The organism is Pseudomonas sp. FSL L8-0168 (genome assembly GCF_037976155.1).
In the GTDB taxonomy this organism is placed as follows: domain Bacteria; phylum Pseudomonadota; class Gammaproteobacteria; order Pseudomonadales; family Pseudomonadaceae; genus Aquipseudomonas; species Aquipseudomonas paracarnis.
This window is the reverse complement of sequence record NZ_CP150262.1, coordinates 531296-543542: the sequence shown is the minus strand read 5'-3', so window position 1 is coordinate 543542 and position 12247 is coordinate 531296. Positions and strand designations below refer to the sequence as shown.

Annotated in this window: 11 protein-coding genes; 6 read left to right on the top strand and 5 right to left on the bottom strand. The window is 61.1% G+C overall.

Annotated elements, in window-relative coordinates:
- Positions 1-3: 3 nt before the first annotated feature.
- Entirely contained in the window at positions 4-912 is a 909-nt protein-coding gene (locus MHH62_RS02270) for a LysR substrate-binding domain-containing protein (RefSeq protein ID WP_339232368.1), read from the bottom strand.
- A gap of 92 nt (positions 913-1004) precedes the next feature.
- On the opposite strand from MHH62_RS02270, the gene MHH62_RS02265 reads away from it, so the two are divergent.
- Together MHH62_RS02265 and MHH62_RS02260 are read left to right on the top strand one after the other, a co-directional pair.
- On the top strand, positions 1005-1988 hold the full coding sequence (locus MHH62_RS02265; protein ID WP_103452488.1) for a DMT family transporter: 984 nt from the start codon (positions 1005-1007) through the stop codon (positions 1986-1988).
- Complete coding sequence (locus tag MHH62_RS02260; RefSeq protein ID WP_019817167.1) at positions 1985-2830, top strand: alpha/beta hydrolase; 846 nt, start codon at positions 1985-1987, stop codon at positions 2828-2830. Before MHH62_RS02265 ends, MHH62_RS02260 begins: the two co-directional genes overlap by 4 nt.
- Here the strand turns inward: MHH62_RS02260 and MHH62_RS02255 are convergent.
- The gene (locus MHH62_RS02255; RefSeq protein ID WP_019817168.1) at positions 2817-4220 is read right to left on the bottom strand and encodes an MFS transporter; all 1404 of its coding nucleotides are present in this window, start codon (positions 4218-4220) and stop codon (positions 2817-2819) included. The two genes, MHH62_RS02260 and MHH62_RS02255, sit on opposite strands and share 14 nt — an antisense overlap.
- Before the next feature lie 143 nt (positions 4221-4363).
- A complete protein-coding gene (locus MHH62_RS02250) occupies positions 4364-4894 on the bottom strand; it encodes a GNAT family N-acetyltransferase (protein ID WP_032872378.1) in 531 nt (176 codons plus the stop codon).
- A gap of 1106 nt (positions 4895-6000) precedes the next feature.
- Between MHH62_RS02250 and proP the strand changes: the two genes are divergently transcribed.
- The gene (gene proP, locus MHH62_RS02245) at positions 6001-7503 is read left to right on the top strand and encodes a glycine betaine/L-proline transporter ProP (RefSeq protein WP_014718644.1); all 1503 of its coding nucleotides are present in this window, start codon (positions 6001-6003) and stop codon (positions 7501-7503) included.
- Positions 7504-7556: 53 nt separating this feature from the next.
- On the top strand, positions 7557-8063 hold the full coding sequence (locus tag MHH62_RS02240) for a GAF domain-containing protein (RefSeq protein WP_014718645.1): 507 nt from the start codon (positions 7557-7559) through the stop codon (positions 8061-8063).
- On the opposite strand, the gene MHH62_RS02235 is transcribed toward MHH62_RS02240, so the two are convergent.
- Entirely contained in the window at positions 8038-8961 is a 924-nt protein-coding gene (locus tag MHH62_RS02235) for an AraC family transcriptional regulator (protein WP_020302595.1), read from the bottom strand. The genes MHH62_RS02240 and MHH62_RS02235 overlap by 26 nt on opposite strands.
- Before the next feature lie 163 nt (positions 8962-9124).
- Between MHH62_RS02235 and MHH62_RS02230 the strand changes: the two genes are divergently transcribed.
- Both MHH62_RS02230 and MHH62_RS02225 read left to right on the top strand, forming a co-directional pair.
- A complete protein-coding gene (locus tag MHH62_RS02230; RefSeq protein ID WP_019817171.1) occupies positions 9125-10147 on the top strand; it encodes an alpha/beta hydrolase in 1023 nt (340 codons plus the stop codon).
- Positions 10144-11334: an MFS transporter gene (locus tag MHH62_RS02225; protein WP_339232367.1), complete on the top strand. Its 1191-nt coding sequence runs from the start codon at positions 10144-10146 to the stop codon at positions 11332-11334. The genes MHH62_RS02230 and MHH62_RS02225 overlap by 4 nt, the downstream gene beginning before the upstream one ends.
- Here MHH62_RS02225 and MHH62_RS02220 read toward each other — a convergent pair.
- Positions 11327-12148, bottom strand: coding sequence for a helix-turn-helix transcriptional regulator (locus tag MHH62_RS02220; protein WP_014718649.1), 822 nt, complete (start codon positions 12146-12148; stop codon positions 11327-11329). The genes MHH62_RS02225 and MHH62_RS02220 overlap by 8 nt on opposite strands.
- Positions 12149-12247 lie beyond the last annotated feature (99 nt).

The window sequence follows — 12247 nt, the reverse complement described above, 5'->3', positions numbered from 1 at the left end:
CTGTCAGCCGTCACTTTGCAATTGTGCGTCAAGCCAGGCCAACAACGCCGTGACCTCCTCCCGACTGCCCGCCCCTTGCTGCCTGTAGACCGAAATAGCCTCGGGCAAAAACACGCTTTCTGCGCAGGGCCGCACCAGCGCCCCACTCTCTATCAGCCGGCTTGCGGTACGACGCCAACCCATGGCGATACCGTGCCCTTCCACGGCAGCTTGCAACATCAGCGGGTAACTGTCGAAGGTGGCACTGCGCGCATCCCTGGGCAACGTGTGGCCGAACATCTGCAGCCACTCATCCCATTCCATCAAGTGCGGCGGCTCGGAGCTGTGGTGCAGAAATGTACAGGGCTGTAATTCAGTCAGCGCTAACGGCTTTTCCGGGCAGAGGTAGCCGGGGCTGCACACCGGGAACACCTCGTCGGAGGCGGTGAACATCAACGTATGGCTGCCACTGGCGCGCCGGGTACTTTGCAGGGCCACATCGAAATGCCCGTCGAACTGGGTGATCGGCCGCGTACAGGTCACCACCTGGATCTCGATCTGCGGGTATTGCTGGTGGAAGGTCGCCAGACGCGGCATCAACCAATAGAACGCCTCGCATAGCTGGCATAGCAGTACCACGCGATTGCGCTGGGGCGATGTTCTCAGGCTGACCGCGCCCTCACTGATGCTCTGCAAGGCCTGGCTGACCACCCGCCCCAGCTCACGCCCTTCTTGCGTCAGGAACACCCCACGGTTGCGCCGACAAAACAGCTTGACCCCCAGGTTGTCTTCCAGCCCGCGAATCTGCCGACTGACAGCCGCCTGAGTAATGTGCAATTCATCGGCCGCCTTGGAGAAACTCTCCAGGCGCGCCGCCGCTTCAAAAGGCAACAAACTGGCCAGCGGCGGTAAGGTTTTGCCAAGTGCATTCATAATCTGTGGTTATGCATCCAAGGCTGAAAACTCGTTTGTAGCACACCCGCCGCGCTGGGCACCATGAATCCCTCACTTCATGGATCAGCCTGATGGCCACCGCCCGCGCCTCACTCTTTACCGGTGTGATATTGGCCGTTGTCGCCACCCTGGGCTGGGCGCTGAACTTCATTGCGCCCTACGTCACCGGCGTCTACAGCCTCTACGACTTGATGGCCGTACGGTTTCTGATGGCCGGTGGGCTGGGTCTCGTCTGGATCATGGTGTGCAGGGCGCAATTGAGTGTACTCAGCACCGGCCAGTGCGTACTGGCGGCAGCACTGGGCGCACTGGGTTGCCTCGGTTATGGCGTGTGCATTGCTGGCGGTGTGATGTTCGGCGGCCCGGTGCTGACGCCAGCGTTTGTCGGCATGGTCCCGGTGCTACTGGCGTTGATAGGCAACGCCAGTCACAAGACCCTGCAATGGCGCCAGTTGGTGATGCCGTTGTCCTGCCTCACTGTGGGGCTGTTGCTGGCGACAGTCAGCAGCCTCCACCTGCCCGCCTCCGGCACCGGTTCCTGGCTGGCGGGGTTATGTTTCTCCTTGGGCGCAGTGGCCTTGTGGCTGGGGTTCAGCGTCATCAATCAACAGCAACTGGCACGCCTGCCTGCCCGCGCAACCGGCCTGTGGACCGCCTTGATGCTGGTAGGCGCAGGGGGCGCGGCGCTGTGCCTGATGCCGTGGCTATACACGCTGGGCTTGTTCCGGCTGCCGACCCTTGGCGCGGGCTGGAACCAGGCATGGCCGCTGTATGCCTGGAGCCTGGGCATCGCGGTGATGTCCACGGTGGTCGGCGCCTGGGCCTGGAACGCGGCAACGCGGCGCCTGCCCATGGTACTGAGTGGCCAATTGATTGCCCTGGAATCACTCTTCGCCAGCCTGCTCGGTCTAGGCTTTCACCGGCGCTGGCCGACGCCAATGGAAGCCGTGGGCCTGGCTGCCGTGCTCGTCGGTGTGGTCATGGCGGTTCGTACCCTCCTGGCGCAGGCAAAACCCGCCACAACCCATCAGACCTTCGGGGAGATTCAACCATGACCCATTCAAACGACGCACTGGCACTGCCCCACACCTTTGACTTTCGCAATCAAACTGTGCGCTGGGGCCAGCTGGGTACCCAGGGGCCGGCGCTGGTGATGGTGCATGGCACGCCGTTCTCTTCCCATGTGTGGCGGCGTATCGCGCCCTTGTTTACCCAGCAGTACCGCGTGTTCTATTACGACCTGCTTGGCTATGGCCAGTCTGAACAGGCGCCGGGCCAGGACGTGTCTCTGGGCGTGCAAAACCTGTTGCTCGCCGCCCTGCTACACCATTGGGGCCTGGAACGCCCCCATGTGCTCGCCCATGATTTTGGCGGCGCCACGGCCCTGCGCACGCATCTGCTTGATGGCTGCGACTATGCCAGCCTGACCTTGATCGACCCCGTCGCCATGGCGCCCTGGGGTTCGCCGCTGGTGCAGCATGTGCGCCGCCATGAACAGGCCTTCAGCGACGCGCCGGCCTATATCCATGAGGCGATTGTGCGTGCCTATCTACAGGGCGCCGCCTTCACGCCGCTGCCTGCCGAGGTGCTGCACGCCTATGTCACGCCCTGGACAGGCGAGGTAGGCCAGCCCGCCTTCTATCGCCAGATTGCACAGATGGACCAGCGCTATACCGACCAGATTGAAGAGCGGCTCGCCGAGCTGCGTTGCCCGGTGCAACTGCTCTGGGGCGAAGAAGACCAATGGATCAACGTGGCACAGGGCGACGCGCTCGCAGGTAGATTAGGTGCACGCTACCTGCGCGTCCCGCGTGCGGGGCATCTGGTGCAAGAGGACGCGCCCGAGGTCATCGTCGCTGCCTTGATGACCTTTCTAGCTAGCGTCACAGATCAGTGATTTCCTTGTGGCGCGGCACCAGCGTCTTCATCACGCTCCAGGCCACCAGGTAAGCCAGGGCGCAGATGGCAAACATGATCATGTAGCCGGTATGGATGTCGTTGATGGACTTGTAATAGTCGAACACCCAGCCGCCGATCTTGGTCATGAGCACGCCGCCCAGGCCACCGGCCATGCCGCCAATGCCGACCACCGAGGCCACGGTTTTCTGCGGGAACATGTCGGACACGGTGGTAAAAATGTTGCATGACCACGCCTGGTGTGCCGAAGCGCCCACACCGATCAGCAGCACCGGCACCCAGAAGCTGAGGTAACCCAACGGCTGCGCCAGCAACACCACGAGCGGGAACAGCGCAATCACCAGCATGGCTTTCATGCGCCCGTCATAGGGGGCATCGCCGCGCGCCATGAAGTAGCTGGGGAACCAGCCGCCGCCAATACTGCCGACCATGGTCATGCTGTACAGCACCGCCAGCGGCATCACGATATCGGCGCCTTTCATGCCGTATTGGGCAGACAGGTAGGTCGGCAGCCAGAACAGGAAAAACCACCACACGCCGTCAGTCATGAACTTGCCAAAGGCAAACGCCCAGGTCTGGCGGTAGGTCAACAGTTTGAACCAGGAGACTTTCTTCCCTGCGGTGCCCGTCGGTGCCGGGGTAAACGGTTGTACGGTCTGGTCGCTGCGGATGTAGGCCAGCTCCTCAGGTGACAGGCGTTTTTGCTGTTCCGGTTTTTCGTAAACGGCGGCCCACACGGCTACCCAGACAAAACCCAGCATGCCGATGACCATAAACGCCGCCTCCCAACCCCACAGGCCGGCAATCAGAGGGACACAGATCGGCGCCAGGATCGCGCCGACGTTGGCGCCGGAATTGAAGATACCGGTGGCCAGGGAGCGTTCTTTCTTGGGGAAATATTCGGCAGTGGCCTTGATCGCGATCGGGAAGTTACCCGCTTCGCCAATCGCCAACACCGCCCGCGACAGCATGAAACCGGCAATGGACACCGGGATCACCGCCAGGCCAATGGCACCACTGACGGCTGCGATACCCTCGCCCATCGGCACCGCAAACGCATGCATGATCGCGCCGGTGGACCAGATACCAATGGCTACCACATAGGCGGCCTTGGTGCCGATCCTGTCGACGAAGCGCCCGGCAAACAGCATGGAAATGGCGTAGACGAACTGGAACACCGCCGCGATGTTGGCGTAGTCGGTGTTGCTCCAGCCAAACTGCGTCGACAGTTGTGGTGCCAACAGGCTGAGCACCTGGCGGTCGAGGTAATTGACCGTGGTCGCGAAAAACAACATCGCGCAGATCGTCCAGCGATAGCTGCCGACCGCCTGGCCGACACGAAGGGCACTGATGGGCTCGTTCAGATTCATGGCATCACTTTTTATTTTTGTTAGGTAGGACATATGTAACGTCATATGTCGTCGTACAACTACGAGTTTTATAACGAGACGCCCACGCAGTGTCAATCGCAAAGATTGCCGCTTATCGAGGATTTACGCGGAATAGGAAAATGTCAGGCTTGTGCAGTTGTAGGATGACAAACCCTGAGCACCAGGCTGGGCGCTTGGCCGGGTACATCATCCAGCAGGCCAAAACGTTGCATGCCGAGCTTCTCCAATACGCGGATCGACGCAGCATGATCGGGTCGCACTAACCCGAAGACTTCCGGTAGAGATAGCGTGTCAAACGCCAGCGCCAGGGCATCCCGCCCCAGTTCAGTGGCATACCCCTGCCCCCAGGCCTCGACGGCCAGGCGATAGCCAAGGTTGATGCGCTGCTGCGTCAGGTAGTTAAGTGGCGCAATGCCGCCAAACCCGATGATGTGCTCGGGGCTCTCTTTGCAGGCAATCGCCCACCAGCCGTAACCGTGGGACGCCCACTGTTGAATCCAGTGATCCAATAGCCGTTGTGCCGCATTTAGGTTGGGCAGCGGGCCGGCAGGATTGAACAAGTTGGTCTGTGGATCGCCGAAGATCGCGAACAATCGCTGAACGTCTGCGGCCCGTGGTTGGCGGTAGGTAAGGCGTGAATGACTGCTTGGCATTTACATGACTTCCCTGCTTTGCCTGACTAACAATGACAATTCCCCTGTGGGAGCGCTCGAGCTTTAGCGAGGCCGCGATGGCGACAGTTCAGGCAACACAACTGCCAACAGTACCGCCGCCTTCGTAGCCTCGCCGGGGCTCGACAACTCCCACATCGGTTATGCGCCTGGCACAAATCCCCTGTGGGAGCGGGCTTGCCCGCGAAGGCGGTGTGTCAGTCACTGAATCTTTGACTGAACCACCGCTTTCGCAGGCAAGCCAGCTCCCACATGGGTCATGTACTACCCACAAAATCTGCGCCTGGCCCAGATCCCCTGTGCGGGCTTGCCCGCGAAAGCGGAGTGCCAGTCACTGAATCTTCGACTGAACCACCGCTTTCGCAGGCAAGCCAGCTCCCACATGGGTCATGTACTACCCACAAAACCTGCGCCTGGCACAGATCCCCTGTGGGAGCGGGCTTGCCTGCGAAGGCGGTGTGTCAGTCACTGAATCTTCGACTGAACCACCGCTTTCGCAGGCAAGCCAGCTCCCACATGGGTCATGTACTACCCACAAAATCTGCGCCTGGCCCAGATCCCCTGTGCGGGCTTGCCCGCGAAAGCGGAGTGCCAGTCACTGAATCTTCGACTGAACCACCGCTTTCGCAGGCAAGCCAGCTCCCACATGGGTCATGTACTACCCACAAAATCTGCGCCTGGCCCAGATCCCCTGTGGGAGCGGGCTTGCTCGCGAAGGCGGTGTGTCAGTCACTGAATCTTCGACTGAACCACCGCTTTCGCAGGCAAGCCAGCTCCCACATGGGTCATGTACTACCCACAAAATCTGCGCCTGGCCCAGATCCCCTGTGGGAGCGGGCTTGCTCGCGAAGGCGGTGTGTCAGTCACTGAATCTTTGACTGAACCACCGCTTTCGCAGGCAAGCCAGCTCCCACATTTGATCTGTTTTGCCAATAGCCATGCTTCGGCCTCCAGAACCCGGCATTTTTACCCCCGTGAGAAAAAATACACAAAGCGGTGAATTATTTCGTGTCCACTTGTATCTGAACTGACAGAGCGGTGCCATCGTAGCGATGGCACCTCCCCTGTTCAGCTTTTGAGTGGCCCGCATGAAACTACGTAAAAAACGCGTCAAACCCATCGGATTGAAAGACATCACCATTGTCGACGACAACAAGATGCGCAAGGCGATCACCGCCGCCGCACTTGGCAATGCCATGGAATGGTTCGACTTTGGCGTCTATGGCTTTGTCGCCTATGTGCTGGGCAAGGTGTTCTTCCCTGACGCTTCCCCCAGCGTGCAGATGATCGCAGCGCTGGCCACCTTCTCAGTACCTTTCCTGATTCGCCCGTTGGGCGGCCTGTTCTTCGGCGCACTGGGCGATAAGTACGGGCGGCAAAAAGTCCTGGCCGCCACCATCGTGATCATGTCTCTGAGCACGTTCGCCATCGGCTTGATCCCCGGCTATGCCTCCATTGGCATCTGGGCCCCGATCCTGTTGCTGCTGTGCAAAATGGCCCAGGGTTTCTCGGTGGGCGGCGAGTACACCGGCGCGTCGATTTTCGTGGCTGAATATGCTCCGGACCGCAAGCGCGGTTTCCTTGGCAGTTGGCTGGACTTCGGCTCCATCGCCGGTTTCGTGCTCGGCGCGGGTGTGGTGGTGTTGATCTCCACCGTGCTCGGTGAAGCAGAATTCGAGGCCTGGGGCTGGCGCTTGCCGTTCTTCCTCGCCCTGCCCCTGGGCATCATCGGCCTGTACCTGCGCCACGCACTGGAAGAGACCCCAGCGTTTCAACAGCATGTCGACAAACTCGAACAGGGTGACCGCGAAGGCCTGAGCCACGGCCCTAAAGTCTCGTTCAAGGAAATCGCCACCAAGCACTGGCGCAGCCTGCTGACCTGCATCGGTATCGTCGCGGCCACCAACGTGACCTACTACATGCTACTCACCTACATGCCGAGCTACCTGTCCCACAACCTGCACTATGCCGAAAACAGCGGCGTGCTGATCATCATCGCGATCATGGTCGGCATGTTGTTCGTGCAACCGTTCATTGGTTTTGTCAGCGACAAGATCGGCCGCAAGCCCTTCATCATCGCCGGCAGCATTGGCCTGCTGTTCCTGTCGATCCCGGCCTTCATGCTGATCACCAGTGGCAAGACCGGCCTGATTTTCGGCGGTCTGTTGATTCTGGCGGTGGTGCTGAACTTCTTTATCGGTGTGATGGCGTCGACCTTGCCGGCAATGTTCCCCACCCACCTGCGCTACAGCGCCCTGGCTAGCGCCTTCAACGTCTCGGTACTGATCGCCGGTGTTACGCCGACCGCCGTGGCCTGGCTGGTGGAGAGCACCAACGACCTGTACATGCCCGCCTATTACCTGATGGTGTTTGCGGTGGTTGGCCTGATCACGGGCCTGACCATGAAGGAAACCGCCAACAAGCCCCTGCGTGGCGCGGCCCCGGCGGCTTCCGACATGGAAGAAGCCAAGGAGCTGCTGCAGGAGCATCACGACAATATCGAGCAGAAAATCGAAGACATCGATGCCGAGATTGCCGCGCTGCAAACCAAGCGGGAAAACCTGGTACAGCAACACCCGCGCATCAACTAATAACCTGACTGTGCGTGGTCGCGGCCTGCGACCACGCCATTGGAGCGTTCAGCATGGTTTCAAGCGTCACCGCCGCACACAGGTTACTCAGCGCAGACGAGCGCGCCGCCATTGCCGAAATTGAAGCAACCACCAATATCCTCAAGCTGGTCACTCGTCTGACCGGGATGAGATTCGCCGGCATCGCCAAGTTCACCGACCAGGAATGGGTGGTGTGTTCGGCCTACGACCCGCTACAAATGGGCATCAACGTCGACGACGTACTCGACCTGGAAACCACCCTGTGCAGTGAGTTCTGCATCAACCCACACACCCTGTTCGTCCCCCAGATCAGCCAGAACGGCCGTTTCGCGTCACGCCCGGTGGTCAAGCAATACGCCATCGAAAGCTACGCCGGTGCGCCGATCTTTCTGCCCGATGGCCGCCTGTTCGGGGCGCTGTGTGCGCTGGACTCACGGGCCATGCTGTTCGACGACCCGAACCTGCCGGAAACCCTGAGCCTGTTCGCACGGCTTATCGGCTGCATCTTCTACGCTAATCTGACCCCGGCGGATCACTGACACCCGCCCGGCCCCGCAGTGCTGCCATATCACGCTTGGGCGGCACCCCGAACAGCCGGCTGTACTCACGGCTGAATTGCGACGGGCTCTCATACCCGACTTTGAACGCGGCACTGGAGACATCCTGGTGCTCGTTCAACATCAATCGTCGTGCTTCATTCAGACGCAGCCATTTCTGGTATTGCAGCGGGCTCATCGCGGTCAGTTGCCGGAAGTGATGGTGAAAGGTCGCCGCGCTCATTTGCACCCGCGCTGCCAGCTCTTCCACACGCAGGGCCCCGTCGAAATTCAACTTCAGCCAGTCGATCGCCTTGGCAATTCGATAGCCCTGCCCGTCCACCGAGCAGATCTGGCGCAGTCGGCCGGCCTGGTCGCTTTTCAATAGCCGGTAATGAATCTCGCGCTGGATCAATGGCGCGAGTACCGGGATAGCCTCGGGTTCGTCCAGCAACGCCACCAGGCGCGCGAATGCGGCCAGCATGCCGTCGGTGACCGTGCCGATCCCCACGCCCTTCATGACTGCGCGCTCACGCACCGGCGGCAAGCCACCCTGGGCGATCAGCTCCGCGAGCATGCGCAGGTCCAGCTTGAACGTCAGCCCCAGGCACGGCTGCTCGGGGCTGGCGGCCAGCACCTCGGAATTGGCCGGAATGTCCAGCGACGTCACCAGGAACCGGGACGTGTCGTAGGGGTAGCCCTCGCCGCCGACCCACAACTGCTTCTCGCCCTGGGCCACCAGCACGATGCACGGCTCAACCATGCACACCACCGGCGCAGCGGGTTGCTCACGCCGATAAAAGCCCAGGCCGGGGATCGGCATCGCGTAGTCGCCGGGCGACGGGGTGCGCGAACCAATCGACTGGATCAGCGCGTTCAGGGGGGTGGGAGTGGACGTCATAACAGACCCTTTCAATGCTTCATTGCACTTTACCCGCGCAAGTCACGGGCGTCGTCATCTGGCGCTGAAACTCAGAGGATCAGGCAAGTAATCCACTCAAATGCACTACAGAAGCCCTGCCGTCACCCGGAAAATGTGCGGACACTTCACAAGGAACATCCCTATGAAACGCCTCTTGCTCGCCCTGGGTTTGCTGGTGACTTCTCTTTCTTCATTTGGAGCCGATATGTCTAACGGTGCGGATAACTTTTACAGCAGCGACACAGTGACGGCCGAACCTGTCACCTTCAACAATCAATACGGCATGCAGGTGGCAGGCACGCTGTTTGTGCCCAAACACCTGGCCCCAGGCTCAAAGCACGCAGCCCTGGTCGTCGGCCACCCGATGGGCGCCGTCAAAGAGCAAAGCGCCAACCTCTACGCCACCAAAATGGCTGAACAGGGTTTCGTGACCCTGTCCCTGGACCTGTCGTTCTGGGGCCAAAGCGCCGGTACGCCGCGCAACGCGGTGTTGCCCGACCTCTACGTGGAAGACTTCAGCGCCGCCGTGGACTTTCTCGGCACTCGCCCACAGGTCGACCGGGAACGCATCGGTGCCATCGGCATTTGTGGCAGCGGCAGTTTTGTGATCAGTGCTGCGAAGATCGATCCGCGTCTCAAGGCAATCGCCACCGTCAGCATGTACGACATGGGCGCGGCCAACCGCAATGGCCTCAAGCACGGCATGACCTTGCAACAGCGCCAGCAGATCCTGCGCCAGGCCGCCAACCAGCGCTATGTAGAGTTCCAGGGCGGCGAGACCCTCTACACCGGTGGCACGCCGCACAGCCTTACCGGCGACCCGGTCGGCGACGAGTTCTACGACTTCTACCGCACCCCGCGCGGCGAAGTCACCCCGGCAGGCGCCTCATCGCAGACCACCACCCGCCCGACGCTGACCAGCAACGTCAAGTTCATGAACTTCTACCCCTTCAACGATATCGAGACGATCTCGCCGCGCCCACTGCTGCTGATTACCGGGGCCGACGCGCACTCCCGTGAATTCAGTGAAGACGCCTACCAACGCGCCGCCGAGCCCAAGCAATTGCTGGTCATCCCCAACGCCGGCCATGTAGACCTGTACGACCGCGTCGAACTGATCCCGTTTGACACGCTCACCACCTTCTTCCAGAGCCACTTGCAGTGAGTTCCGTTATCCCTCAACCGCAACGCTGGGGCGCGGTGCTGGCGATGTCGCTCGCGGCGTTTGCCTTGGTCGCCTCCGAGTTCATGCCGGTCAGCCTGCTCACACCGCTGGCCGCTGACTTGCACATCACTGAAGGCCAGGCCGGCCAGGGCATTTCCGTGTCCGGGGTGTTTGCCTTGCTCACCAGCCTGGTGATCGCGGTGGTTGCCGCGAGGATGGATCGCAAGCGCCTGCTGATGGCCCTGACCCTGCTGATGATCGTCTCTGGCAGCGTGGTGGCGTTCGCACCGAATTACGCGGTGTTCATGTTCGGGCGCGCATTGATTGGGGTGGCGATTGGCGGTTTCTGGTCGCTGTCGGCGGCCACGGCAATGCGCCTGGTCGAGCCCGCCCAAGTGCCACGGGCCTTGGCCATCGTCAACGGTGGCAACGCCCTGGCGACGGTGATCGCGGCGCCGCTGGGCAGCTTTCTTGGCGGCCTGATTGGCTGGCGCGGCGCATTCTTTTGCGTGGTGCCGGTGGCCGTGATTGCGCTGGCCTGGCTGTGGCTGAGCTTGCCTGCGCTCAAGCACAGCGGCGCAGCGAACACCGGCAATGCGCTGCGCCTGCTGAAAAACTCCAAGGTGGCCGTGGGCATGTGCGCCGTCAGCCTGTTCTTCATGGGCCAGTTCATGCTGTTCACTTACCTGCGGCCGTTCCTGGAAGGCGTGACCCGGGTCGAGGTGTCCACCCTGTCGCTGATGCTGCTGGTGCTCGGCCTGGCCGGCCTGGCGGGTACGGTGTTGATTGAGCATTTGCTCAAGCGTCACCTGTACCCGACGCTGATTGCCATTCCGTTGATCATGGCCGGCATTGCCCTTGCGCTGGTGGGGTTCGGCGGTTCAGCGATTGTCACCACTCTGCTGTTGGGCTGCTGGGGCCTGGTAGCGACAGCTGCACCGGTTGGCTGGTGGACATGGCTGGCGCGCACCGTGCCCGACGACGCTGAGGCCGGCGGGGGGTTGATGGTCGCCATCATCCAGTTGGCGATTGCCGCCGGTGCCACCGTCGGTGGTGTGGCATTCGACTTGAGCGGTTATCAGGCCACCTTCGAGTTGAGCGCCGCCTTGCTGGTAGTCGCCACACTGCTGGCTTACCTGGCATCCCGGCGCCCTGCGAACGCGCGCATGGCGAGCGACGCTATTTGAAAAAATGACTCGGCGTTTTGCCAAACTGTTTCTTGAACATGCTGGTAAAAGCGCTGGGGCTTTCGTAGCCCAACTCAAACGCCACATCGATGATCTTCTCCCCCACCGCAATGCGCTCCAGCGCCAGCAGCAACCGCGCCTGCTGGCGCCATTGGCCGAAGGTCATGCCGGTTTCCTTACGGAACAGGCGCTGGATGGTGGTCTGGTCCAATCCCAACCGCGCACTCCAGTCGGCGACGGTGGAGGCATCACTCGGTTCATCCTGCAACGCCAGGCAGATCGGGCTCAGGCGCGGGTCCGCAGGCTGCGGCAAAGACAGCGGCAAAGCCGGCAGGATGGCCAGTTCATCAAGAATCAGGTGCATGATCCGCGCGTCCCGTGAGTCCTCGGCATACGGCGGTTTCAAGCTCACCGAGGCCTTGATCAGTTCGCTCAGCAGCGGCGAGACCGTCACCGTCTTGGGCTCGGCCGGCAAGTTGGGGAAGCTGTCCGGGCGCACGAACACGCTGCGCATCTTCAGCGTACCTACGCAGCGCAGTGAGTGAACTTGACCGCAAGGCATCCAGAAGCCACGATTGGGCGGCACCGTCCATTGCCTCAGGGCCGAGTACACCACCATCACACCGCCAATGGCGTACAGCAGTTGGTGCTTGTTGTGGCTGTGTTCGGGGATCACCCAGTTTTCGGGGTAATCAGTGGCCGAGCTGATGACGGCCCAATCGCCCTCATCGATTTCTCGCAGAAATTTATCCAGTGATTTGATCATTTCGCCCTTTTTGCGATGGTTTCTGCCCGAATTGCGCGAGACAGGCATTGGCGCCGAATCTAGCATAAACGCCGAGTCCAGATGGAGTGGCGGTTCACATCACCGCCGCCCGCCTCCACGCCTGTCAGTTGCCTTGTACGGAATGCC

Excerpts from the sequence above, each read along its gene's own strand:
- MHH62_RS02270 (WP_339232368.1), bottom strand. The coding sequence starts at position 912 with ATGAATGCACTTGGCAAAACCTTACCGCCGCTGGCCAGTTTGTTGCCT.
- MHH62_RS02265 (WP_103452488.1), top strand. The coding sequence starts at position 1,005 with ATGGCCACCGCCCGCGCCTCACTCTTTACCGGTGTGATATTGGCCGTT.
- MHH62_RS02260 (WP_019817167.1), top strand. The coding sequence starts at position 1,985 with ATGACCCATTCAAACGACGCACTGGCACTGCCCCACACCTTTGACTTT.
- MHH62_RS02255 (WP_019817168.1), bottom strand. The coding sequence starts at position 4,220 with ATGAATCTGAACGAGCCCATCAGTGCCCTTCGTGTCGGCCAGGCGGTC.
- MHH62_RS02250 (WP_032872378.1), bottom strand. The coding sequence starts at position 4,894 with ATGCCAAGCAGTCATTCACGCCTTACCTACCGCCAACCACGGGCCGCA.
- proP (WP_014718644.1), top strand. The coding sequence starts at position 6,001 with ATGAAACTACGTAAAAAACGCGTCAAACCCATCGGATTGAAAGACATC.
- MHH62_RS02240 (WP_014718645.1), top strand. The coding sequence starts at position 7,557 with ATGGTTTCAAGCGTCACCGCCGCACACAGGTTACTCAGCGCAGACGAG.
- MHH62_RS02235 (WP_020302595.1), bottom strand. The coding sequence starts at position 8,961 with ATGACGTCCACTCCCACCCCCCTGAACGCGCTGATCCAGTCGATTGGT.
- MHH62_RS02230 (WP_019817171.1), top strand. The coding sequence starts at position 9,125 with ATGAAACGCCTCTTGCTCGCCCTGGGTTTGCTGGTGACTTCTCTTTCT.
- MHH62_RS02220 (WP_014718649.1), bottom strand. The coding sequence starts at position 12,148 with ATGCCTGTCTCGCGCAATTCGGGCAGAAACCATCGCAAAAAGGGCGAA.